A 22,055-nucleotide genomic window follows, 5' to 3' on the forward strand; every position below is an offset into this window, starting at 1 on the left:
ACCCGATGACCACCGAACAGTCGATCCTGCTGGAGATCGCCGACGGCGTCGCCACCATCACGCTGAACCGGCCGGACCGGCTGAACAGCTTCAACGACGCCATGCACGAGGCGCTGCGCCAGGCCATCGCCACGGCACGCGGCGACGCAAGCGTGCGCTGCCTGCTGCTGACCGGGGCGGGGCGGGGCTTCTGCGCCGGGCAGGACCTGTCCGACCGGAAGATGGCGCCGGGCAGCGAAGGGCCGGACCTCGGCGCCACCATCGAGGCGAACTACAATCCGCTGGTCCGCACCCTGCGCACCCTGCCGATGCCGGTCGTGTGCGCGGTCAACGGCGTCGCCGCCGGGGCCGGCGCCAACATCGCGCTGGCCTGCGACATCGTGCTGGCGGCGCGCTCGGCCAGCTTCATCCAGGCCTTCTGCAAGCTGGGACTGATTCCCGACGGCGGCGGCACCTGGTCCCTGCCGCGGCTGGTCGGCCATGCCCGCGCCATGGGGCTGGCCATGCTGGGCGACAAGGTGCCGGCCGAGCAGGCGGAAGCCTGGGGCATGATCTGGAAGGTGGTCGACGACGACAGGCTGATGGAGGAGGCCGGCAGGCTCGCCCGCCACCTCGCCACACAGCCGACGCACGGGCTGGCGCTGACCAAGCAGGCGCTGAACGCCTCCAGCACCAACGGGCTGGACGCCCAGCTCGACCTGGAACGCGACCTGCAGCGCGAAGCCGGGCGCAGCCGCGACTACCGCGAGGGCGTGGCCGCCTTCATGGAGAAGCGCACGCCCAAGTTCGAGGGACGCTGATGGCGGCGCTCGATCCGTCCGTCGTGGTGGCGGTGGTCGGCGCCGGGGCCATGGGCCAGGGCATCGCCCAGGTCGCCGCCGAGGCCGGCCACCCGGTGCTGCTGTACGACACCCGCCCCGGTGCCGCCGAGGCCGCGGTCGCCGCGATCGCGCAGGCGCTGACCTCGCTGGTCGGGAAGGACAAGCGGACGGCCGCCGCGCGCGACGCCGCGGTCGGCCGGCTGCGGGCGGCGGGCGGCCTGCCCGACCTCGCCGGTGCCGGGCTGGTGGTCGAGGCGATCGTCGAGGATCTCGACGTCAAGCGCCGCCTGTTCGCCGAGCTGGAGGGCATCGTCGGCGACGGCACCATCCTCGCCACCAACACCTCCTCGCTGTCGGTGACCGCCATCGGCGCCGGGATCGGCCGGCCGGAGCGGCTGGCCGGCCTGCATTTCTTCAACCCGGCGCCGCTGATGGCGCTGGTCGAGGTCGTCGGCGGGCTGGCCAGCGACGCCGGCGTGCTCGACACGCTGGTCGACACCGCGAAGGCCTGGGGCAAGAGCCCGGTGCGCTGCCGCTCCACCCCCGGCTTCATCGTCAACCGCGTCGCCCGCCCCTTCTACGCCGAGGGGCTGCGCCTGCTGCAGGAGCAGGCGGCCGACCCCGCCACCATCGACGCCGTCATGCGCGAGGCCGGCGGCTTCCGCATGGGTCCGTTCGAGCTGATGGACCTGATCGGCCACGACGTGAACTTCGCCGTCACCCGCTCGGTCCATGCCGCCTATTTCGGCGATCCGCGCTTCCAACCCTCGCTGATCCAGCAGGAGCTGGTGGAGGCCGGGCGCCTGGGGCGCAAGAGCGGCCGCGGCTTCTACGACCATGCCGCCGGCGCTGCCAAGCCGGCGCCGCGCACCGCCGAACCCGGCCCGCGGCCGCACCGGGTGACGGTGCGAGGCGACCTCGGCCCGGCCGCAGCGCTGGCCGGGCTGCTGCGCGAGGCCGGCGTCGCCGTCGAGGAACAGCCGGGCACGGGCCTGCTCGTGGCCGACGGCGTCACGCTGGCCCTGACCGACGGGCGGACCGCGACGGCGCGCGCGGCGGAGGACGGCATCGCCCCGCTGGTGCTGTTCGACTTGGCCCTTGACTACGCCAAGGCCGCCCGCGTGGCGCTCGCCCCTGCCGACGGCACGCCGGCGGAAGCGGTCGCCGCGGCGGCCGGGCTGTTCCAGGCGCTGGGCAAGGCGGTGTCGGTGATCGACGACGCCCCGGCGATGGTGGTGATGCGCACCGTCGCCATGCTGGCCAGCGAGGCGGCGGACGCGGTGATGCAGGGCGTGGCCGGTGCGGCCGACGTCGACACCGCGATGACCAAGGGCGTGAACTACCCGCTCGGCCCGCTCGCCTGGGCCGAGCGCATCGGGCTGCCGCGGGTCGTCGGCGTGCTCGACGCGCTGGCCCGCACCTATGGCGAGGACCGCTACCGCGCCTCGGCGCTGCTGCGCCGGAAGATCTCCGCCACCCAGATCGCCCAAATCCCCTCTCCCCCCCGGGGAGAGGGTCAGGAGCCGACCCTATGACCACCGAACCCCAATCCGCCGATCTTCAAAAATTGGCCGAAGCGGTCGGGCGCGGCATGTACGAGCGCGACCATTGCGCCCGGGCGCACGGCATCGAGCTGCTGGAGATCGCCCCCGGCTTTGCCCGCATGTCGATGACCGTGCGCAAGGACATGGTGAACGGCCACGACATCGGCCATGGCGGCATGACCTTCACGCTGGCCGACACCGCCTTCGCCTATGCCTGCAACGCCGCCAACGAGGTGACGGTGGCGGCCGGCTGCTCCATCACCTTCCCGGCCCCGGCGAAGCTGGGCGACGTGCTGACCGCCGAATGCCGGGAGGTGCACAAGCGCGGCCGGTCCGGCGTCTACGACGTCACCGTTACCAGCCAGGACGGCACGGTGGTCGGCCTGTTCCGCGGCCAGTCGGCACGCATAGCGGGAACCGTGATTCCGGTGGATTGACCCCGGCCGGCCGCCCCCTGGCGGCCGTGCCCGCAATCCCCATCTGTTTGTTTCTGGAGCGAACCATGCGTGAAGCCTACATCTGCGATGCCGTCCGCACCCCCTTCGGCCGTTACGGCGGCGGGCTGGCGCCGGTGCGCGCCGACGACCTCGCCGCGGTTCCGCTCAAGGCGCTGGTGGAGCGCAACCCGGGCGTCGAATGGTCGGCCGTCGACGACGTCATCCTCGGCTGCGCCAACCAGGCCGGCGAGGACAACCGCAACGTCGCCCGCATGGCGGCGCTGCTGGCGGGCTTGCCGGAGGGCGTTCCCGGCACCACGGTCAACCGACTCTGCGGGTCCGGCATGGACAGCATCGGCATGGCCGCCCGCGCCATCAAGGCCGGCGAGGCGGAGCTGATCGTCGCCGGCGGGGTGGAGAGCATGACCCGCGCGCCCTTCGTCATGGGCAAGGCCGACAGCGCCTTCTCCCGGCAGGCCGAGATGTTCGACACCACCATCGGCTGGCGCTTCGTCAACCCGGTGATGAAGGCGAAGTTCGGCATCGACAGCATGCCGGAGACGGCGGAGAACGTCGCCGCCGACTACAACGTCTCCCGCGCCGACCAGGACGCCTTCGCCCTGCGCAGCCAGCAGCGTGCCGGCCGCGCCCAGGCCTCCGGACGGCTGGCCCGCGAGATCGTCCCGGTCAGCATCGCCCGGCGCAAGGGCGACCCGGTCGTCGTCGCGCAGGACGAGCATTTGCGCCCCGACACCACGCTGGAGGCGCTGGCCAGGCTCTCCACCCCCTTCCGCAAGGAGGGCGGCAGCGTCACCGCCGGCAACGCCTCGGGCGTCAACGACGGGGCCGCGGCGGTGATCGTGGCCTCGGAGGACGCGGTGAAGCGCTATGGCCTGACGCCGCGTGCCCGCGTCGCCGGCACCGCGGTGGCCGGGGTGGCGCCGCGGGTGATGGGCATCGGCCCGGCCCCGGCGACGCAGAAGCTGCTGGCCCGCCTCGGGCTGACGATCGCCGACATCGACGTGATCGAGCTGAACGAGGCCTTCGCGGCGCAGGGCCTCGCCGTGCTGCGCCTGCTGGGCCTGCCCGACGACGCCGAGCAGGTGAACCCCAACGGCGGCGCCATCGCGCTCGGCCATCCGCTGGGCGCCAGCGGCACCCGCCTGGTCGCCAGCGCGGTGATGGAACTGGAGGACCGCAAGGCGAAGCGCGCGCTCTGCACCATGTGCATCGGCGTCGGCCAGGGCATCGCCATGGTCGTCGAACGGGTCTGAACGAGCGAAAGACAACATCGGCAACACCGGCGACCAAGCGCCGGGCATCCGCAGCGAGGGGAGGAGCGAACCCATGTCCATCATGACGGGCACAGACACCGCGCAGGGCGGCGGCAGGGCGGGGATGGACCGCTACGAGTTCGCCAGCCGCGACGAGATCGTCGGCATGCAGACGGAGCGCCTGGCCTGGACGCTGCGCCACAGCTACGCCAACGTCGCCTCCTTCCGCGCCAAGTGCGAGGCGAAGGGCGTCCATCCCGACGACTTCCGGGAGCTGAAGGATCTGGCGCTGTTCCCCTTCACGGTGAAGGACGACCTGCGCCGGGCCTATCCCTACGGCATGTTCGCCGTGCCGATGGAGGACATCGTGCGCGTCCATGCCTCCAGCGGCACCACCGGGCGGCCGACGGTGGTCGGCTACACCAAGGGCGACATCGACGTCTGGTCGGAGGTGGTGGCACGCTCCATCCGTGCCGCCGGCGGCACGCGGTCCGACATCGTGCACATCGCCTACGGCTACGGCCTGTTCACCGGCGGCCTCGGCGCCCATTACGGGGCGGAGCGGCTGGGCTGCGCCGTCGTGCCGATGTCGGGCGGCCAGACCGAGAAGCAGGTCCAGCTCATCCAGGACTTCAAGCCGACCATCATCATGGTCACGCCGTCCTACATGCTGAACATCGCCGACGAGATGCGGCGCCAGGGCATCGACCCGCGCAGCACCAGCCTGCGCGTCGGCATCTTCGGCGCCGAACCCTGGACCGGCGCGCTGCGCGAGGAGATCGAGCGCACCTTCGACATCCACGCCGTCGACATCTACGGCCTGTCGGAGGTGATGGGTCCGGGCGTCGCGTCGGAATGCGTCGAGACCAAGGATGGCCCGGTGATCTGGGAGGACCATTTCTATCCCGAGATCATCGACCCGGAGAGCGGCGAGGTGCTGCCCGACGGCTCCTACGGCGAGCTGGTCTTCACCACGCTGACCAAGCAGGGCATGCCGGTCATCCGCTACCGCACGCGCGACCTCACCCGCCTGCTGCCGCCGACCGCGCGCGGCATGCGGCGGATGGACAAGATCACCGGCCGCTCCGACGACATGCTCATCATCCGCGGCGTCAATGTCTTCCCGACCCAGATCGAGGAGCTGATCTGCCGGATCCCGGCGCTCGCCCCGCACTACGAGCTGGTGGTGACGCGCGACGGCCACATGGACAACCTCGCGGTCCGCGTCGAGATGCACGACGGCGTCCACCCGTCGGAGTGGGACGGCCACGCCAGGCACCTGCAGCATTCGATCAAGTCGCTGATCGGCATCAGCACCCGCGTCGAGGTCGCCGAGGCGGGCGGGATCGCCCGGTCCATCGGCAAGGCCAAGCGCGTGCAGGACCTGCGCCCGAAGGGGTGAGAGGGCAAGCCCCCGCCCCTTCGTGAGGGCGGGGGTCAGCCCTTGCGGGCCAGCAGGGGGAAGGCGTCCAGAACGCCGGTCAGCAGGATCTGGACGCCGACGCAGAACAGCAGGAAGGCGAACAGCCGCGTCAGCACCCGCACCCGCGTCGGCCCGAGGAAGGCGACGATGTGGTCGGCCGAGCGGTAGGACAGCCAGATCAGCGCGGCGATCGCCAGGGCCGCGCCCGACATGCCGACGAAGAATTCCGTCAGCCCGTCGCCGCGGGTCGGCCGGGTGGCGCCGAGCGCGATGGCCACCGAGATGGTGCCCGGACCGGTGGTCAGCGGGATGGTCATCGGAAAGAAGGCCGATTCCGCCATGGTGTCGCCGTCGGCGGCCGGGGCAGCCTGCTCCTGCTTGCGCGCCTCGTGACGTTCGGGCGCCGACAGCAGCACCCAGGCCCGCTCCGCCACCACGAAGCCGCCGGCGACCCGGAGCGCCGCCATCGACACGCCGAAGAAGTTCAGCACATAGGCGCCGGCCCACAGGGCAGTCAGCATGACGATCGCCGAATAGAGGCTGACCAGCCCGGCCAGCCGCGCCCGGTCGCGTGGACTGCTGTCGGCGGTCACCTGGCTGAAGATCAGCGCCATGGCGATGGGATTGACGATCGAGAACAGGGCGGTGAAGGCGAGCAGGAAGCTGTCGAGCATGGAAGTCCGGATGTCCGTCGGCCGTGCGAACACTTAGCGGTGCCGCCATACCTCTGGCAAGGGGGGCGATCACGTTCTTCCCGCCACGCTCCTTCCCCTTCCCCGCCCCGTCCGGCCTATTGCATGAACCAGCCGTGGCTCACGACCAGCGACTGGCCGGTCAGCGCCTTGGAATCGAAGGACGCGAAGAACAGGGCGGCCTGCGCCACGTCCTCGACCGTCGTGAACTCGCCGTCGACGGTGTCCTTCAGCATGACCGTCTTTACGACGGCCTCCTCGGAGATGCCGAGTTCCTTGGCCTGTTCGGGGATCTGCTTCTCGACCAGGGGGGTTCGGACGAAGCCGGGGCAGATCACGTTGGCGCGCACGCCGTGCGCCGCGCCCTCCTTCGCGACCACCTTGGCAAGGCCGATCAGCCCGTGCTTGGCGGTGACATACGGCGCCTTCAGCGGCGACGCCTCCTTGGAGTGGACGGAGCCCATGTAGATGATGCTGCCGCCGCCCTGCTTGTACATCGTCCGCAGGGCGGCGCGCGTGGTCAGGAAGGCGCCGTCCAGATGGATGGCGAGAAGCTGCTTCCACTTGGCGAACTCGAACTCCACGACCGGGGCGACGATCTGGATGCCGGCGTTGCTCACCAGGATGTCGATGCGTCCGAAAACGGAGACGGCGCGCGCCATGCCGGCATCGACCTGGGCCTCGTCGGTGACGTCCATGCCGACGCCGATCGCCCGCTTTCCCGTCGGATCGAGGCTGGCCGCCGCCGCGTCGGCACCGGCCTGGTTGAGGTCGGCGATGACGACCTTCGCCCCCTCGGCGGCGAAGGTGCGGGCAATCTCCAGCCCGATTCCACTCGCCGCTCCGGTGATGACGGCGACTTTATCCTGCAAGCGCATGGGTCTGCTCCTTGTCAGTCGAGATGGGTTCGATCGGTGACGGGTGATCGGCGGTGTCGGGGCCGGCGGCCGCGACGGCGGGGCGTCAGGATGGCCGGGCGTCGTCGCGCAGCACGTCGTGCGTGACGGGGCCGTCGCGCCGGGACGGCAGCGCCAGCCATTCCGGATGGGCGAGGGTGGCGAGGGTGTCGGCGAGGCCGCTGTCCCAATGCTCCCGCATGCCGGCGTTGGAGAACTCGTAGTCCTTGCTGTCGCGCTCGTAGCTCTTGCGGCGGTAGATCAGGTGGATGATGTTGATCGCAGCACCACAGGACGCCAGACGCAGGGCCTTGGCCTCCGGTGTGTCCTTGAGATCGTCGGGAAGCCGGTCGAGAAGGGCGACGAGCTGGTTGCGCAAGGTCTGCTCGTAGGTGACCTTGTCGGTGTTGAAGCGGGTGCGGCTGGAATAGGTGATGTCCTTCTGCCGCTCCAGCACCTCCGACATGCCGCGCGGAACCTGGCCGCTCGCGCTCCACAGGTCGACCTGGAAGACCAGCGTGTCGCGGCGCGGCCGATCCTCCAGCACATGGTCGAGCGGCGTGTTGGAAACGAGCCCGCCGTCCCAGTAGAACTCGCCGTCGATCTCGACCGGGGCGAATCCGGGCGGCAGGGCACCGCTGGCCATCACATGCTCGGGGCCGATCCGGTGGGTTTCGGTATCGAAATAGATGGAGTTGCCGGTCCGTACGTTGACCGCCCCCAGCGACAGCCGGATGCCGCCGGAATTGACGCGGTCGAAGTCGATCAGGTCTTCCAGCGTGCGTTTCAGCGGCGTGGTGTCGTACAGGCTGGTCGGCCCGGCGAAGGGTCCGGCCGCCGCCCACTCCACCGCCGGCCGCGGCCGGAAGAACCCCGGCTGCCCGGACAGCGCCGTCCTCCAGGCGCTCCACTGGTTGAGGAGTGAAATGGAGGGGCCATCGGGGTCCAGGCGCCGCCACAGGGACTCCGCCCCCTCCCATGGCGAGGGTGGAGCAACGCGGGTCCAGAAGTCCGACAGCGCGGCACGGCGGCGCTCCGGGGGATTGCCGGCGATCAGCGCCGCGTTGATGGCGCCGATCGACACGCCGGCAACCCAGGTCGGATGGATTTCGTGCCTGAACAGCCCTTCGAGGACGCCGGCCTGGTAGGCACCGAGCGCGCCGCCGCCCTGAAGGACAAGAGCCACCCGTTCATAGGGGGCGATGAGATCAGCAAAGGATCCGTCGCGCATCAGTGCCCTTCCCAACCAAATGAATGTCGTGAAGACCTTTGCCTTGGCCGGCAGCCGAGATATGGGGCGAAAATCCGAAGCGGCCACGCAAAACAGCGCGGTGGACCGAGGAGGCCCTCATGGCAGCCATGACCGGGGGAATGGGAATATCGGGCGCCCGATCGGACTCGCGGGCGTCGCGGCCCGAGAAATGGCCCGGGAAATGGCCCGGGAAATGGAAAGTCGCCGTCAGCCCACTGGCGCGGATGGAGACCCGGCGTCATGCTGTCCGGCAACCGTGAGACAGGGAGCGACAGGCGATGAAGCAGGTGATGTTCGTCGAACTCGGGATGGGGGTGGACCTGCATGGGCAGGACGTCACCAAGGCGGCGATCCGTGCCGTGCGCAACGCCATCGAGCGCAACTCCATGCCCGGGATGCGGGCGCTGGTCGACGGCGACACCGGCAGGATGCAGGTGCGCGTCCATCTTGCCGTACCGGCCGACGCCGACCGGCTGGACCACGAGGCGGTGAAGGCGGTTTTCCCCTACGGCGCGGTCAGCATCCACGTCACCAACGGCGGCATGCTGGCGCCGAGCGGCATTTTCCTCGCCGACAAGAACGACCGCAACGAACAGATTTATGTGGTGAACGCGGCGGTGGAGGTGGGGATCTGATGTCGCGCTGCCGCCCGGCGTCCCGGCCACGGGCGGTGCCCTTCACCCCCTCCCGTCGCGCATCTTCGCTGGCGACACCCCGAACCAGCGGCGGAAGGCGCGGCTGAAGGCGCTGACCTCCGAATAGCCGAGCAGGATGCCGATGTCGGCGACCGGGACATGGCGCTGGCTGATGTAGATCGCGGCGAGATCCCGCCGCACCGCTTCCACAAGGTCGGAGAAGCTGAGCCCGTCGTCGGCGAGACGGCGCTGCAGGGTCCAGCGGGCGATGCCGAGCCGGTCGGCGATGTCCTCGATGTAGGGCGGGCCATCCGGCAGGCAGGCGCGAACCTCGGCCCGAACGCGGTCGAGCAGCGGCGGCGTCCCGGTGTCGCGGGCGATGTCGACCAGCGTGCCACACAGCGTGGTCAGCCGGCCGATGTCGCCGCCGGGCATGCGGCGGTCGAGGTGGCGGTCGCGCAGGAGGATGGCGTTGGTGCGCTGGCCGAAATGGGCAGGCGCGTCGAACAGCGCCTCGTGCTGGCGCCAGCCTTCGGGCCTGGGATGCTCGAAATGGACCTCCTCCGGCATCCAGCCGGGGCCGAGGCAGGCGCGGACGACGTTGGCGAACATGCCCATGGTGAGTTCGGCGTCCTGCCGCCGCTCGACGATGGCGCCGTCGAGGATGCGGTATTCCAGGCGCAGGAACTCGCCGTCGCGCACGAAGCGCGTCTCCGTCGCCTGCTGGTGGAAGGGAAAGAGCCGGGCCAGATGGTCGAGTGCCGAGCCGAGCGTCGGTGCGGCAAGCGCGATGGAGCCGATCAGCCCCAGCATCTCGGGCTGGAACTGCCGTCCGAACAGCAGGCCGAAATTGTCGTTGCCGGTGTCCGCCGCCGCCACCTCCATCATCGCCACATAGGCGGCGAGGTCGAGGGCGATGGTCGGCTTGCCGAGCGCCCGCTCCTCCACGCCGACGCGATGGAACACCCGATCCGGACAGCCGCCCTGCCCGGCGATGAAGCCGGACACGCCGGATGCCGCGGCGGCAAGGATGTTGTGCTGCACAGTTCCTGTGCGGCGGCCGGCGGTTCGCCCGGCGGTCTGCCCAAGATTCGGTCGGTGCGGCGTCATGACACAGCCCTTCGCAGCCGGTTTGCCGCAACGCAGCAAACATCGTGCCGGACATCAGGCTGACAGAAACCGTTCGTATGGGAAACTATACGTTCGCATCATCACGCCGCATGACGATGCCATAGCGAGAGGCGCCCAGCCCACGGCGGGCATGGGAATCAATCCGTTGCCGCCCCCGTGGAAAGGCGACAGGGGAACGGCGGCAGCCGTCGCCGTCAGTTGTTGCGGCCGAAATCCGACCCGCGCTGCGGTTCCTTGAAATAGAAGAGATCGCGGTCGAAGGCAACGTCGGTGCGCGGGTTGAGCAGCGCCACCTCGGTGGTCAGCCCCTGGGCGTCCAGCACCCGCCATTTGCGCAGTTGGAAGGGACGGTCCTCGAACACCAGGGTCAGGGTACCCTTGCCGGGATCCTTGGTCTCCACCAGGCTGACCTCGATCACGCCGGGAGCGGAGAAGACGTCGGTGACGATGACGTCGCCGGACAGGCGGATGGTCTTGCGCAGGATGAAGTCGGCCAGCGTCGAGCCGATCGGCGCGCTCGACTGCTGACGCATCTCGCCGTCCCAATAGAAGATGAAGCTGCCGTCGGCGACGATGAAATCCTTCAGCGGCCGGTCGTATTCCAGCCGCATCCGGCCGGGCCGCGAGAGATAGAAGGTGCCGGTCGCCTGCCGGCCGTTGGGCGCCACCTGCAGGAACTTGGACTGCATGGTGGTGATGCCGTTCATGTACTCCTCGACCTTGGCGATGGTCGCCTGGTCCTGGGCCGACAGCGCCGCGGGCGCGGGGGCCGCCGCTGCCGCGGGGGCCGTGACCGACAGCAGGGCGGCCGGCAGGGGGGCAAGGAGGGTGGCGGACAGCAGGGCGGCGGAAAGGCGGCGAAGCACGATGGTCATCCTCGGAGGCTCGACAGCGGAAGCGGGCGGCAGTAGCAGGCGACGGAAGCGGGCGGCAGGAACGGAGGCGCGACGGCCCGGCCGCCTCAACCGGGCGATGAGGCGGACATAAGGCGCCCGCCGCCCGCTGCCAAGGACCACCGAAGAGGGAGGCGCCGGATCAGAGCGGCACGCCGCGGATCATCCGCGGCAGGTCGCCGACCACCCCCATGGCGTGCTTCATGAAGAACCGCTTCACCGGCGGCAGCCGGTTGATCACCGCCATGCCGACGTCGCGCGCCAGCCTCACCGGCGGGATGTTGTTGGAGAAGAGATGGACCAGCCCGTCGCACACCGCGGCCAGCAGCACGGTGTCGAACCGCCGCCAGCGCTGGAACCGGGCCAGCACCTCCGGCCCGCCGACATCCAGCCCCAGCCGGTAGGCGTCGACCACCACCTCCGCCAGCGCCGCGATGTCGCGCATGCCGAGATTCAGCCCCTGCCCGGCGATCGGGTGAATGGCGTGCGCCGCCTCGCCGATCAACGCCAGGCGGTCGGCGACGAAGCGGTCGGCCAGCAGCACCGACAGCGGCCACGCCTCGCGCCGGGTCAGCAGGGTGATCTCGCCGAGATAGCCGCCGGAGCGCCGGGTCAGTTCCTCGATGAACTGGTCGTCCGGCAGCTTCAGGTAGGTGTCGACCAGCGACGTCTTCTCGCTCCACACGATGGAGCAGCGGTTGTCCGTCATCGGCAGCACGGCGAAGGGGCCGTTGGGCAGGAAATGCTCGACGGCGACGCCCTTGTTCGGCTCGGAATGGCGGATGGTGCAGATGATGGCGCTCTGGTCGTAGGACCAGCGCCGCACCTTGATGCCGGCGCCGTCGCGCGCCAGCGACCGGCGGCCGTCCGCCCCGACCAGCAGCTTGCCGCGCACCGTGCGGCCGTCCTCCAGCGTCACCGTGACGCCGCGCCGCGTGCGCTCCACCGCGACCGCCTGGGCGGGAGCCAGGTGGACCAGCCCGGGCAGCTCCGCCGCGCGGGTGAAGAGCGCATGCCGGATGTCCTTGTTGTCGAGGATCCAGCCGAAGGGCTGGTGCTTGCCCTCCATCGCCAGCTCGGTGTGGTCGTAATGGATGAAGAGCGGCGAGAACTGGTCCGCGATCCGGATGTCCAGCATCGGGCCGGCCTTGTCCGCCATGTGCGGCCAGACGCCCGCCCCCTCCAGCACCTTCATCGAGGCGTAGGAGATCGCGGTGGTGCGGATGTCGAAGCCCTGGCCGCCCATGCGTTCCGGGCTGTCGCGGTCGATGCAGACGACGGGCACGCCGGCGGTGGCGAGGGCCGCCGCCATGGTCAGCCCGGCGAGCCCGCCGCCCAGCACCACCACCTCGGTCTCGATGAGCCCGGCGGAGCCGGCGGCATCGCCGCCGCCTTGCCGCACCGCCCGCGGGGTGCCCGATTCGCTGCCAAGTCCGGCCATGATGTCTGCTGCCCTTTCGCCTCTGCACTGCGCGGCTGTCGGCCGGGACAGGACCCTGGCCGCCGCCATGCGCGGGTGAACAATTGTCTTCCGCAGCCCGCCTGTCCAGTGCCGTCTCCCGGCCAGGACCGGCACCCCGCCGGACCAGACGCCGCAGCCCCCTTTATAGGCAGATGCCGCCCTTTTGAGCGCCCAATCCGCAGGCATATCCTCATTCCTGCGGCCTATTTCAACCGGCACGATTCTTGTAAACGTTGATTTTTACGGTCGAGGCGAACAGGCTGGGGCATCAGACGGGACTGCGGTCGGGCGGCGAGCCGGGCCGGACCCCGCAATGGGGCGGCATAGCCTTGTCCGAGGCCGGAACAACGCTTTAAGGGGAAGCCACAATGAAACTGGTTATGGCGATCATCAAGCCGTTCAAGCTCGACGAGGTGCGCGAGGCACTGACCTCGCTCGGGATCCAGGGCCTGACCGTCAGCGAGGTCAAGGGCTTCGGCCGCCAGAAGGGGCAGACGGAAATCTACCGTGGCGCCGAATATTCCGTGAGCTTCCTGCCCAAGGTGAAGGTCGAGGTCGCCGTCGGCGACGACCAGTACGAACAGGTGGTCGAGGCGATCCAGAAGGCCGCCAACACCGGCCGCATCGGCGACGGCAAGATCTTCGTGCTGGAGATCGCGCAGGCCGTTCGCATCCGCACCGGCGAGACCAACGCCGAAGCGCTGTAAGCCCGTTTCCCGCAGTCCGCCGCTCCGCCCGACAGTGCCGGCGGGGCGGAAGCGGCGGGTCCGCTCCACCGGGCAGTGGCGGACCCGACGGCTGACTTGGTGGCTGATTTGGCGGCTGATCCGGCGGCGGACATGGCCGGCACCGGCCGGCGCACAGCCCGTCAGCCGGCCTCACCCCGTGACGGGAAGACCTCGGCGGCCAGCGTTGCCGCATAGTCCCGCACGTCGGCCGGCCAATCGCGCGTCAGATCCCGGAACCGTCCGCCGTCGGCGGCATAGAGCGCCCGCACCGCCTCCTCATAGTTCGGCCGGTCGCCGGCGAGCGCCGACATGACGCGGTAGGCGGCCTCCTGCGCGCGGCGCACCCGGTCCTTCTCCTCCCCGTCCCGGCGCGCCTCGTCCACCAGCTTGCGCAGCGCCACCGACGCCCCGCCCGGCTGGGCGTTCAGCCAATCCCAATGGCGCGGCAGCAGCGTGACCTCGCGCGCCACCACCCCCAGCCTGGGCCGGCCCGGACCGCGCGGCGGCGCGGCATAGCGCCGGTCCAGGTCCGCTTCCGACCCGCTCAGGTCGAAGTCGACGGCGCGGCCCGTCCCGTCCTCGAAGACCAGCACCGGCGGCCCATCCGCGTCGGTCTCCAGCGCCGCCCGCACCGCGCGGGCGACGGCCGGCGCGGCTCCGGCGGCGAGGCGCCGGTCGCCACGGAAGGCGGTGCAGAGGGTCTCGGCGGTGACGGACATGACGGAAGCCTCCTGTGCGGTTCGGGCGCTTTATACCCGGATGAAAACCCGTCGTCAATATCCCCCGGATGAAACCCTGTGACCGTTCGGCCACCCGTCCGGCCCGAGGGTTCTGCATGCTTGTGCCCCTGGTTGGGCACCGATAGGATCGGCCCCACCCCCGGACCGGTCCCCCGGACCGATCCCTCAGGGGCGACAGGGCCGTGCCGCGGGGTTGCGGGCGGCGTCCCGGTTGAGCGAGGAAGGTTGCCGGCGTCATGGTTTCTGCCGATTTCAGCGTCAACAGCGGTGCGGTCTTCACCGAGGCCATCGGCAACGACCGGCTCGACCAGTTGGCCGACTATCCCTTCACCCGGCTGTCCCACCTGCTGGCGCCGATCACCCCCCGAGCCAACGTGGCGCCGGTGGTCCTGACGGTCGGCGAGCCGCAGCACACCCCGCCCGCGATCATCGACGAGACTCTCCGCGCCAACACCGCCGGCTGGGGCAAGTACCCGCCGGTCGGCGGCACCCCGGAATTCCGCGCCGCCGTCGGCGACTGGCTGAGCCGGCGCTACGAGCTGCCGGCCGGGCTGCTGCATGCCGACAGCTCGGTCCTGCCGCTGTCCGGCACGCGCGAGGCGCTGTTCATGCTGGCCCTGCTGGCGGTGCCGACGCGCAAGGCCGGCCAACAGCCGGCGGTGCTGATGCCCAACCCCTTCTATGCGCCCTACGAAGGGGCGGCGGTGATGGCCGGGGCGGAGCCGGTGTTCCTGTCGGCCACGCGCCAGACCGGTTTCCTGCCCGACCTCGATGTCCTGGCGCCGGACCTGCTGGACCGCACGGCGCTGCTCTACCTGTGCACCCCCGCAAACCCGCAAGGGGCCGCAGCCTCGGCCGCCTATCTGGAGAAGGCGATCGGGCTGGCCCGCCGCCACGGCTTCGTGCTGGCGGTCGACGAGTGCTATGCCGAGATCTGGCTGGACCGGCCGCCGGTCGGCGCCCTGCAGGTGGCGGCCCGCCTGCCCCACGACGGCAACCCGTGGGCCAACCTGCTGGTCTTCCATTCGCTGTCCAAGCGGTCGAGCGCCGCCGGCATGCGGTCCGGCTTCGTCGCCGGCGACCCCGCCCTGATCGGGCGCTTCTCGCGCCTGCGCAGCTACGGTTGCGCCGGCATGCCGCTGCCGATCATGGCCGCCAGCACCGCACTGTGGCGGGACGAGGCCCATGTCGAGGAAAACCGCGCCGCCTACCGCGCCAAGTTCGCCGCGGCGGAAGCGGAGCTCGGCGGCCGCTACGGCTACCGGCGGCCGGACGGCGGCTTCTTCCTGTGGCTGGAGGTCGGCGACGGCGAGGAGGCGACCAAGCGCCTGTGGGCCGAGGGCGCCGTGCGCGTCCTTCCCGGCGCCTACCTGTCCCGCTCCAACCCCGGCGAGCCGAATCCCGGCGCCGCCTTCATCCGCGTGGCGCTGGTCCAGGATGCCGAGACCATCGCCCAGGCCTGTGCATCGATCGTCCGCATTCTCGGCTGACCCGTCCCGCCTACCGCTCCTCTTCGCCTTCAGCAGTCCCAGCTTTCCGCAGCACGAGGTTTCCACCCCATGGCCCGACCCGCCGGCCCCTCTTCCGCGCGCCCCCGGCCCAGCCTGGGACGGACAGCCGCCGGCCCGCGCAAGCCCGGCTCCCGCGACGCCTCGCCCCGTGACGGCGTGAAGGACGCGGGCAAGGAGCAGGGGAAGGACCGCCTGCGCTCCGCCCGCGGCCGGCAGGAGAAGCCGCCCTTCTTCTCGCCGGCCATGCGCGCCTTCGTGGTCGCCCGGGCGCGCGAGGCGATGGGCTTCGTGCTGGGGTTGTTCGGGCTGCTGCTGATGGTCCTGCTCGGCAGCTACGACCCGCACGACCCGTCGCTGAACTCGGTCCCGGCGCAAGCCGTCTCCGGAACGACCAACCTGTTCGGCCATGCCGGCGCCTATCTCGCCGACCTGCTGGTGCAGTCCCTCGGCTGGGCCGCCTTCGTCATCGCGCTGGTGCCGATGTTCTGGGGCTGGCGGCTGGGCGCCCAGCGCCGGCTGGGGAACCCGCTGTTCCGCACGGTGCTGGCGCTGTGGGGGGTGATCCTGGTGTCGATGGCGCTGGCCGGGCTGGCCGACGCCTCCACCGATCCGCTGGCGCCGCTGCCGGGCGGCAGCATCGGGCAGATCCTGCTGCGCGGCGTCGGCAACCTGTTCGGTGCCGAGCCGATGGTCGCGACCGCCGCCGCCGTCGCCGGCGGCCTCGTCCTGTTCCTGGCGGCCGGCCTGACGATCGGCGAGTGGATCGCCAGCGTCGGGGCGCTGGGACGGGGCACGGTCAACGCCGTGCGGATGATCCGGCACGGCGCCGGCAACGGCGTCGATGCGCTCCGCCGCCATGGCCGCACGGCCGCGCAGGCGGCCTCCGTCGCCGTCGACGACGCCCTGCGCGGCGCCGACCGCAATGCCAGCCGCCCGCGGCAAACCTCGAAGTTCGACGAGGCGGTGCGCGTCAACCGCGAGGAGACGGCGCCGGCAGGGCTCGACGCCGGTCCGGTCACCGGCGGCCCCGGCCAGCCAGGCCCCCTCCAGGCGGGACCGGCCTCGGCGGGGCTCGATGCCGGCGACAAGCCCCTGCGTCCGATCCCGGTCGTCGCACCGCGCCCGCCGAGCGATCCGCGCAAGGAGCCCGCCCGGCTCGACCCGCGCCAGGCGTCGCTCAACCTCGGCGACGAGGACGGTCCTCCGGGCTACGAGCTGCCGCCGCTCGACCTGCTGCAGCTTCCGCCCTCCGGCGTCCGCGGCGAACAGCTCGACGAGAAGGCGCTGCAGCGCAACGCCGGCCAGCTCGAAGGCGTGCTGGGCGATTTCGGCGTGCGCGGCGAGGTCCAGAAGGTCCATCCCGGACCGGTGGTCACGCTGTACGAGCTGGAGCCGGCGCCCGGCACCAAGTCGTCGCGCGTCATCGGCCTGGCCGACGATATCGCCCGCTCGATGAGCGCCGTCTCGGTGCGCGTCGCCGTGGTCCCCGGCCGCAACGTCATCGGCATCGAGCTGCCCAACGCCAAGCGCGAGACGGTGCTGCTGCGCGAGCTGATGGCGGCCGAAGGCTTCGACAAGCATGGCGGCAAGCTGGCGCTGGCGCTCGGCAAGGACATCGGCGGCCAGCCGGTGGTGGCCGACCTCGCCCGCTTCCCGCACCTGCTGGTCGCCGGCACCACCGGTTCGGGCAAGTCGGTGGCGATCAACACCATGATCCTGTCGCTGCTCTACCGGCTGCCGCCGGAGCGCTGCCGCTTCATCATGATCGACCCCAAGATGCTGGAGCTGTCGGTCTACGAGGGCATCCCCCACCTGCTGACGCCGGTCGTCACCGATCCCAAGAAGGCGGTGGTCGCGCTGAAATGGACGGTGCGGGAGATGGAGGACCGCTACCGCAACATGTCCAAGCTGGGCGTGCGCAACATCGAGGGCTACAACGCCCGCCTGCGCGAGGCGCGCGAGAACGGCGAATCGCTGACCCGCCGTGTCCAGACCGGCTTCGACCCCGACACCGGCAAGCCGCTGTTCGAGGAGCAGCCGCTCGACCTCACCGAGCTGCCCTACATCGTGGTGATCGTCGACGAGATGGCCGACCTGATGCTGGTGGCCGGCAAGGACATCGAGGCGGCGATCCAGCGGCTGGCCCAGATGGCGCGTGCCGCCGGCATCCACCTGATCATGGCGACCCAGCGCCCGTCGGTCGACGTCATCACCGGCACCATCAAGGCCAACTTCCCCACCCGCATCAGCTTCCAGGTCACCAGCAAGATCGACAGCCGCACCATCCTGGGCGAACAGGGCGCCGAACAGCTTCTCGGCCAGGGCGACATGCTCTACATGGCCGGCGGCGGCCGCATCACCCGTGTCCACGGCCCCTTCGTCTCCGACCACGAGGTCGAGCAGATCGTCAGGTTCCTGAAGGCGCAGGGCGAGCCCAACTATGTCGACGCCATCCTGGAGGATGAGGAGGGCAGCGAGTCCTTCGACGACGGCGGGCTGCCCGGCGGCGCCGGCGGGTCGGGCGACGACCTCTACGACAAGGCGGTGGCGGTGGTCTGCCGCGAGCGCAAGGCATCGACCAGTTTCATCCAGCGCCAGCTCCGCATCGGCTACAACTCCGCCGCCCGCCTGATCGAGCGGATGGAGACCGAAGGGGTGGTCAGCAAGCCCAACCACTCCGGCAAGCGCGAAGTTCTCGCCCGCAACATCGACGAATGAGTGTTTTCGGGCTGCCCGTTGACAGCGGCGGGGTGCGGCACCAATATCGGGGGTAGGCGGACCGGGGGCCGTGATTTCCCAGCCCGCCCGCCCGATCTTAGTGCATCAGAAGGTCAAGCAGCCGCTTGACGATCTCCAGCACCAGGATCAGGAGAGTGAGGATCTTTTCCATCCTCCTACCCTCCGTCAGTGCGGCGGCGATGGCGGCCCACCCGCCATCGCGTCCGCAGGGGGACTGTGGCGCGGGCGGCATCGTCCGAAAACGGGAAAATTCCGCGGCCGCGTTCTTTTCCTGGTTGCAGGCGCGCGATCCGAGCGCCGCCCGGATCAACGCCGCAGCGGCACCAGCGATCCCAGCAGGAACAGCGCCGCCGCGGCCACCACCACGCTCGGCCCCCCCGGCAGATCCCAGTGCAGCGAGGCCATCAGCCCGGCGAAGACGGCGGCGACGCCGATCAGCGAGGCCAGGGCCGCCATCGTTTCCGGCGTGCGCGCGAAGCGGCGGGCGGCCGCAGCCGGGATGATCAGCAGCGAGGTGATCAGCAGGATGCCGACGATCTTCATGGCGATGGCGATCACCAGCGCGATCAGCAGCATGAAGGCCAGCCGCAGGGCATCGACCGGCATGCCCTCCACCCGCGCCAGATCCTCGTCCACCGTCACCGCCAGCAGACGGCGCCACAGCAGCGCCAGCCCGGCCAGCGCCACCGCCCCGCCGCCATAGATCGCCATCAGGTCGCCGTCGGTCACCGACAGGATGTCGCCGAACAGATAGGCCATCAGGTCGATGCGCAGGGTCTCCAGGAAGGCGAGCGCCACCAGGCCGAGCGACAGCGAGCCGTGCGACAGGATGCCGAGCAGGGTGTCCGCCGCCAGGGTGCGCCGCCGCTGCAGCGCCACCAGCGCCAGGGCCAGCGCCACGCACACCACCATCACCCCGACCATCGGGTTGACGCCCAGCAGGAAGCCGAGCGTCACCCCGAGCAGGGCCGAGTGGGACAGCGTGTCGCCGAAATAGGCCATGCGCCGCCACACCACGAAGGAGCCCAGAGGCCCGGCCAGCAGGGCGATGCCGCCGCCGGCCAGCAGGGCGCGGACCACGAACTCATCCATGGCAGCAGCCCCCGTCATGCTCCGAAACCACCTTGCCGTCCTCGGCATGGGCATGGTCGTGGTGGTGGACATAGACGGCGAGGTCGCGGGCATGGCCGCCGAACAGGGCATGGTACTCGGGATGGCGGCTGACATCCTCCGGCCGGCCGGAACAGCAGACATGGCCGTTCAGGCACACCACCCGGTCGGTGCGCGCCATGACCGTGTGCAGGTCGTGGCTGACCAGCAGCACGCCGCAGCCGCGCCGCTGCCGCACCTGGGCGATCCGGTTGAAGAGCTCGGCCTGACCATGGACGTCGACCGCCTGGTCCGGCTCGTCCAGCACCAGCAGGTCCGGCTCGCCCAGCAAGGCGCGGGCCAGCAGCACCCGCTGCATCTCGCCGCCCGAAATGGTCTGCACCGCCGAATCCGCCAGCCGCGTCACACCGGCCTCCTCCAGCGCCGCCTCCACCCGGTCGGCGGTCACCGGCCGCCAGAGCGCCAGGAAACGCCGCACGGTCAGCGGCAGCGTCTGGTCCACCGACAGCCGCTGCGGCATGTAGCCGATGCGCAGGTTCGGGCGCCGCAGCACCCGGCCGCCGTCGGGCGCCACCAGCCCGAGCACGGCGCGCACCAGCGTCGTCTTGCCGGCGCCGTTGGGACCGATCAGCGTCACCACCTCGCCCGGCTGGACGGCGACGTTGACGCGGTCGAGCACGGTGCGGCGGCCGAAGCGGACGGTGAGATCCTCGGTCCAGGCAAGCGGGCCGGCGAAGAGCGGGGACTCGTCCCGGGATGTGCGGGGTATTGACATGTTACGTTATAACGTGACACCAGTTGCGCGTGAGTTCCCTATGCGCTGAAACCGCCAGCCTGTCCAGCAAGACGAGAGGATCCCTCCCATGCGCCGTCCCGCATTGTCCGCCACCCTGGCCGGCACCCTAGCCGGCGCCATGGCGGCGCTCTGCCTGACCGCCGCCCTGCCCGCCCGGGCCGAGGCGCCGAAGGTGGTGGTGTCGATCAAGCCGATCCATTCCCTGGTCGCCTCGGTCATGCATGGGGTCGGCGAGCCGATGCTGCTGGTGCGCGGCGGCGCCTCCCCGCACAGCTACGCGATGAAACCGTCGGACGCGAAGGCGTTGTCCGCCGCCGGCCTGGTTGTCTGGGTCGGACCCGAACTGGAGGGCTTCCTGGAAAAGCCGCTGGCGGCCAACGCCACCAGGGCCAGGCGGCTGACCCTGATGGAACTGAAGGGCCTGACCCTGCTGGAGACCCGCGAGGGTGGCGCCTGGGAGGCGCATGACCACGGCCACGAAGGGCATGGACATGAAGGGCATGGACCTGAAGGACAGGCGCATGGCGGCCACGGGGACGGTGAGGAGCATGAGGAGCTGAACAGCCACATCTGGCTCGACCCCGCCAACGCCCGGGCCATCGTGACCGCGACGGCGGAGACGCTCGCCGACGCCGACCCGGCGGATGCCGAAACCTACCGCAGCAATGCCGAGCGCACGATCCAGGCACTCGACGCGCTCGACCGCGAACTGAAGGCGACGCTGGCGCCGGTGAAGGACAGGCCCTTCGTCGTCTTCCACGACGCCTATCAGTATTTCGAGGCGCGCTACGACCTGTCGGCGGTCGGCTCGATCACCGTCAGCCCGGACCGCCGACCCTCGGCCAAGCGGCTGTCGGCGATCCGCGCCAAGATCGCCGGGCTGGGGGCGGCCTGCGTCTTCGCCGAGCCGCAGTTCGAGCCGGCCCTGGTGCAGACCGTGGTGGAGGGCACGAAGGCCAGGACCGGCGTCCTCGACCCCGAGGGGGCCGGCCTGCCGGAGGGCGAGGCGCTCTACCCCACCCTGCTGCGCACCCTCGCCGCGTCGCTGCGCGGCTGCCTTGGCGCTTAAGCCGGGGCGGAGCCTGTGCTAAACCGCTGCTGGCAGCGGGTGAAGCCCGGCTCGGACAGCTCGAACAGGGGATTGGCGTCATGAAGATCGGTGTCGTCGGGTGCGCGGGGCGCATGGGGCAGATGCTGGTGCGCGAGATCGCGGCGACCGCCGGCTGCACGCTGGCCGGCGGCACCGAGCGGGTCGGCGGCCCGGCGCTGGGCAAGGATCTGGGAGTGCTGGCCGGGCTCGAACCGCTGGGGGTGACCGCCATCGACGATCCGGCGGCACTGTTCGCCCAGGCCGATGCGGTGATCGACTTCACCAGCCCCGAGGCCACCGAGCGCCACGCCGCCCTCGCCGCCCAGTCGGAAACCGTGCTGGTCATCGGCACCACCGGGCTGAACCCGTCGCAGCAGGCCGCGGTCGCCCAGGCCGCCACCCACACGCCGATCGTCCAGTCGCCCAACATGTCGCTGGGCGTCAACCTGCTGCTGGCGCTGGTGGAGCAGGTCGCCCACGCGCTGGACGACGACTTCGACATCGACATCCTGGAGATGCACCACCGCCGGAAGGTGGATGCGCCGTCGGGCACGGCGCTCGGCCTCGGCCACGCCGCGGCGGCCGGGCGCGGCGTGGCGCTGGAGGATGTCTGGCAGAAGGTCCGCGACGGCCACACCGGCGCGCGCCCGCGCGGCGAGATCGGCTTCGCCACCCTGCGCGGCGGCGACGTGATCGGCGACCACACCGTGATGTTCGCCGGCGACGGCGAGCGGATCGAGCTGACCCACAAGGCGTCCGGCCGCCAGATCTACGCAAAGGGCGCGGTCCGCGCCGCCCTGTGGGCACGGGACAAGACGCCGGGCCTCTACACGATGCGGAACGTCCTGGGGATGTGAGCGCCGCCCGGGCCGCCGGGGCTG

The 22,055-nt window shown here is 70.8% G+C and carries 21 protein-coding genes; 11 read left to right on the plus strand and 10 right to left on the minus strand.

From position 1 onward, the window contains the following. Nucleotides 1–5: 5 nt before the first annotated feature. The 5 genes from paaG (at nucleotide 6) to paaK (ending at nucleotide 5,478) form a co-directional block, all read left to right on the plus strand. Nucleotides 6–800, plus strand: coding sequence for a 2-(1,2-epoxy-1,2-dihydrophenyl)acetyl-CoA isomerase PaaG (paaG, locus tag J2850_RS01115; protein WP_209978404.1), 795 nt, complete (start codon nucleotides 6–8; stop codon nucleotides 798–800). Continuing rightward, the gene (gene paaH / locus J2850_RS01120; RefSeq protein ID WP_209977885.1) at nucleotides 800–2,356 is read left to right on the plus strand and encodes a 3-hydroxyacyl-CoA dehydrogenase PaaH; all 1,557 of its coding nucleotides are present in this window, start codon (nucleotides 800–802) and stop codon (nucleotides 2,354–2,356) included. The genes paaG and paaH overlap by 1 nt, the downstream gene beginning before the upstream one ends. Continuing rightward, entirely contained in the window at nucleotides 2,353–2,802 is a 450-nt protein-coding gene (gene paaI, locus J2850_RS01125; protein ID WP_209977888.1) for a hydroxyphenylacetyl-CoA thioesterase PaaI, read from the plus strand. The genes paaH and paaI overlap by 4 nt, the downstream gene beginning before the upstream one ends. A gap of 65 nt (nucleotides 2,803–2,867) precedes the next feature. Beyond that, on the plus strand, nucleotides 2,868–4,076 hold the full coding sequence (pcaF, locus tag J2850_RS01130; protein WP_209977890.1) for a 3-oxoadipyl-CoA thiolase: 1,209 nt from the start codon (nucleotides 2,868–2,870) through the stop codon (nucleotides 4,074–4,076). Nucleotides 4,077–4,149: 73 nt separating this feature from the next. Then, nucleotides 4,150–5,478 carry a phenylacetate--CoA ligase PaaK gene (gene paaK / locus J2850_RS01135; RefSeq protein WP_246512681.1) on the plus strand — a complete coding sequence of 443 codons (1,329 nt, stop codon included), beginning with the start codon at nucleotides 4,150–4,152 and terminating at the stop codon, nucleotides 5,476–5,478. Between the two features lie 35 nt (nucleotides 5,479–5,513). Here the strand turns inward: paaK and J2850_RS01140 are convergent, their stop codons facing one another. The 3 genes from J2850_RS01140 to J2850_RS01150 form a co-directional block, all read right to left on the minus strand. Continuing rightward, nucleotides 5,514–6,173 (minus strand): MarC family protein, encoded by a 660-nt coding sequence (locus J2850_RS01140; RefSeq protein WP_209977892.1) that lies wholly within the window; start codon nucleotides 6,171–6,173, stop codon nucleotides 5,514–5,516. Nucleotides 6,174–6,289: 116 nt separating this feature from the next. After that, nucleotides 6,290–7,069 (minus strand): 3-hydroxybutyrate dehydrogenase, encoded by a 780-nt coding sequence (locus J2850_RS01145; RefSeq protein ID WP_209977893.1) that lies wholly within the window; start codon nucleotides 7,067–7,069, stop codon nucleotides 6,290–6,292. Nucleotides 7,070–7,154: 85 nt separating this feature from the next. After that, a complete protein-coding gene (locus J2850_RS01150; protein ID WP_209977894.1) occupies nucleotides 7,155–8,318 on the minus strand; it encodes a patatin-like phospholipase family protein in 1,164 nt (387 codons plus the stop codon). 299 nt (nucleotides 8,319–8,617) lie between these two features. Between J2850_RS01150 and J2850_RS01155 the strand changes: the two genes are divergently transcribed. After that, a complete protein-coding gene (locus J2850_RS01155) occupies nucleotides 8,618–8,974 on the plus strand; it encodes a Lin0512 family protein (protein ID WP_209977896.1) in 357 nt (118 codons plus the stop codon). Nucleotides 8,975–9,016: 42 nt separating this feature from the next. Here J2850_RS01155 and qhpR read toward each other — a convergent pair whose 3' ends face one another. The 3 genes from qhpR to J2850_RS01170 all read right to left on the minus strand — a co-directional run bounded on the left by qhpR (nucleotide 9,017) and on the right by J2850_RS01170 (nucleotide 12,439). Further along, the gene (gene qhpR / locus J2850_RS01160) at nucleotides 9,017–10,018 is read right to left on the minus strand and encodes an AraC-like transcriptional regulator QhpR (RefSeq protein WP_209977898.1); all 1,002 of its coding nucleotides are present in this window, start codon (nucleotides 10,016–10,018) and stop codon (nucleotides 9,017–9,019) included. Between the two features lie 281 nt (nucleotides 10,019–10,299). After that, nucleotides 10,300–10,980, minus strand: coding sequence for a LolA family protein (locus tag J2850_RS01165; protein WP_209977900.1), 681 nt, complete (start codon nucleotides 10,978–10,980; stop codon nucleotides 10,300–10,302). Between the two features lie 160 nt (nucleotides 10,981–11,140). After that, entirely contained in the window at nucleotides 11,141–12,439 is a 1,299-nt protein-coding gene (locus J2850_RS01170) for a UbiH/UbiF/VisC/COQ6 family ubiquinone biosynthesis hydroxylase (RefSeq protein ID WP_211113727.1), read from the minus strand. A gap of 389 nt (nucleotides 12,440–12,828) precedes the next feature. Between J2850_RS01170 and glnK the strand changes: the two genes are divergently transcribed. Beyond that, nucleotides 12,829–13,167: a P-II family nitrogen regulator gene (gene glnK / locus J2850_RS01175; RefSeq protein ID WP_209977902.1), complete on the plus strand. Its 339-nt coding sequence runs from the start codon at nucleotides 12,829–12,831 to the stop codon at nucleotides 13,165–13,167. A gap of 161 nt (nucleotides 13,168–13,328) precedes the next feature. Here the strand turns inward: glnK and J2850_RS01180 are convergent, their stop codons facing one another. Beyond that, entirely contained in the window at nucleotides 13,329–13,907 is a 579-nt protein-coding gene (locus J2850_RS01180) for a DUF2239 family protein (RefSeq protein WP_209977905.1), read from the minus strand. Nucleotides 13,908–14,164: 257 nt separating this feature from the next. On the opposite strand from J2850_RS01180, the gene J2850_RS01185 reads away from it, so the two are divergent. Then, complete coding sequence (locus tag J2850_RS01185) at nucleotides 14,165–15,418, plus strand: aminotransferase class I/II-fold pyridoxal phosphate-dependent enzyme (protein ID WP_209977907.1); 1,254 nt, start codon at nucleotides 14,165–14,167, stop codon at nucleotides 15,416–15,418. A 69-nt stretch (nucleotides 15,419–15,487) separates the two neighbouring features. Then, complete coding sequence (locus tag J2850_RS01190) at nucleotides 15,488–18,157, plus strand: DNA translocase FtsK (protein ID WP_246512682.1); 2,670 nt, start codon at nucleotides 15,488–15,490, stop codon at nucleotides 18,155–18,157. A 97-nt stretch (nucleotides 18,158–18,254) separates the two neighbouring features. On the opposite strand, the gene J2850_RS01195 is transcribed toward J2850_RS01190, so the two are convergent. The 3 genes from J2850_RS01195 to znuC are packed head-to-tail and all read right to left on the minus strand — an operon-like array spanning nucleotide 18,255 to nucleotide 20,063. After that, nucleotides 18,255–18,488, minus strand: coding sequence for a hypothetical protein (locus J2850_RS01195; protein WP_209977909.1), 234 nt, complete (start codon nucleotides 18,486–18,488; stop codon nucleotides 18,255–18,257). Next, entirely contained in the window at nucleotides 18,485–19,270 is a 786-nt protein-coding gene (znuB, locus tag J2850_RS01200) for a zinc ABC transporter permease subunit ZnuB (protein WP_209978412.1), read from the minus strand. The genes J2850_RS01195 and znuB overlap by 4 nt, the downstream gene beginning before the upstream one ends. Beyond that, the gene (znuC, locus tag J2850_RS01205; protein WP_209977911.1) at nucleotides 19,263–20,063 is read right to left on the minus strand and encodes a zinc ABC transporter ATP-binding protein ZnuC; all 801 of its coding nucleotides are present in this window, start codon (nucleotides 20,061–20,063) and stop codon (nucleotides 19,263–19,265) included. Before znuC ends, znuB begins: the two co-directional genes overlap by 8 nt. 88 nt (nucleotides 20,064–20,151) lie before the next feature. Between znuC and J2850_RS01210 the strand changes: the two genes are divergently transcribed. Both J2850_RS01210 and dapB read left to right on the plus strand, forming a co-directional pair. Then, on the plus strand, nucleotides 20,152–21,153 hold the full coding sequence (locus tag J2850_RS01210) for a zinc ABC transporter substrate-binding protein (protein ID WP_209977913.1): 1,002 nt from the start codon (nucleotides 20,152–20,154) through the stop codon (nucleotides 21,151–21,153). Between the two features lie 80 nt (nucleotides 21,154–21,233). After that, a complete protein-coding gene (gene dapB / locus J2850_RS01215) occupies nucleotides 21,234–22,031 on the plus strand; it encodes a 4-hydroxy-tetrahydrodipicolinate reductase (protein WP_209977915.1) in 798 nt (265 codons plus the stop codon). Nucleotides 22,032–22,055: the final 24 nt, after the last annotated feature.

This window comes from Azospirillum picis, from assembly GCF_017876115.1.
Taxonomy (GTDB): Bacteria; Pseudomonadota; Alphaproteobacteria; order Azospirillales; family Azospirillaceae; genus Azospirillum; species Azospirillum picis.

Excerpts from the sequence above, each read along its gene's own strand:
- paaH (WP_209977885.1), top strand. The coding sequence starts at position 800 with ATGGCGGCGCTCGATCCGTCCGTCGTGGTGGCGGTGGTCGGCGCCGGG.
- J2850_RS01180 (WP_209977905.1), bottom strand. The coding sequence starts at position 13,907 with ATGTCCGTCACCGCCGAGACCCTCTGCACCGCCTTCCGTGGCGACCGG.
- J2850_RS01165 (WP_209977900.1), bottom strand. The coding sequence starts at position 10,980 with ATGACCATCGTGCTTCGCCGCCTTTCCGCCGCCCTGCTGTCCGCCACC.
- pcaF (WP_209977890.1), top strand. The coding sequence starts at position 2,868 with ATGCGTGAAGCCTACATCTGCGATGCCGTCCGCACCCCCTTCGGCCGT.
- paaK (WP_246512681.1), top strand. The coding sequence starts at position 4,150 with ATGTCCATCATGACGGGCACAGACACCGCGCAGGGCGGCGGCAGGGCG.
- paaG (WP_209978404.1), top strand. The coding sequence starts at position 6 with ATGACCACCGAACAGTCGATCCTGCTGGAGATCGCCGACGGCGTCGCC.
- J2850_RS01140 (WP_209977892.1), bottom strand. The coding sequence starts at position 6,173 with ATGCTCGACAGCTTCCTGCTCGCCTTCACCGCCCTGTTCTCGATCGTC.
- glnK (WP_209977902.1), top strand. The coding sequence starts at position 12,829 with ATGAAACTGGTTATGGCGATCATCAAGCCGTTCAAGCTCGACGAGGTG.
- J2850_RS01155 (WP_209977896.1), top strand. The coding sequence starts at position 8,618 with ATGAAGCAGGTGATGTTCGTCGAACTCGGGATGGGGGTGGACCTGCAT.
- J2850_RS01145 (WP_209977893.1), bottom strand. The coding sequence starts at position 7,069 with ATGCGCTTGCAGGATAAAGTCGCCGTCATCACCGGAGCGGCGAGTGGA.
- J2850_RS01185 (WP_209977907.1), top strand. The coding sequence starts at position 14,165 with ATGGTTTCTGCCGATTTCAGCGTCAACAGCGGTGCGGTCTTCACCGAG.
- znuB (WP_209978412.1), bottom strand. The coding sequence starts at position 19,270 with ATGGATGAGTTCGTGGTCCGCGCCCTGCTGGCCGGCGGCGGCATCGCC.
- paaI (WP_209977888.1), top strand. The coding sequence starts at position 2,353 with ATGACCACCGAACCCCAATCCGCCGATCTTCAAAAATTGGCCGAAGCG.
- dapB (WP_209977915.1), top strand. The coding sequence starts at position 21,234 with ATGAAGATCGGTGTCGTCGGGTGCGCGGGGCGCATGGGGCAGATGCTG.
- J2850_RS01210 (WP_209977913.1), top strand. The coding sequence starts at position 20,152 with ATGCGCCGTCCCGCATTGTCCGCCACCCTGGCCGGCACCCTAGCCGGC.
- J2850_RS01190 (WP_246512682.1), top strand. The coding sequence starts at position 15,488 with ATGGCCCGACCCGCCGGCCCCTCTTCCGCGCGCCCCCGGCCCAGCCTG.
- J2850_RS01170 (WP_211113727.1), bottom strand. The coding sequence starts at position 12,439 with ATGGCCGGACTTGGCAGCGAATCGGGCACCCCGCGGGCGGTGCGGCAA.
- znuC (WP_209977911.1), bottom strand. The coding sequence starts at position 20,063 with ATGTCAATACCCCGCACATCCCGGGACGAGTCCCCGCTCTTCGCCGGC.
- J2850_RS01150 (WP_209977894.1), bottom strand. The coding sequence starts at position 8,318 with ATGCGCGACGGATCCTTTGCTGATCTCATCGCCCCCTATGAACGGGTG.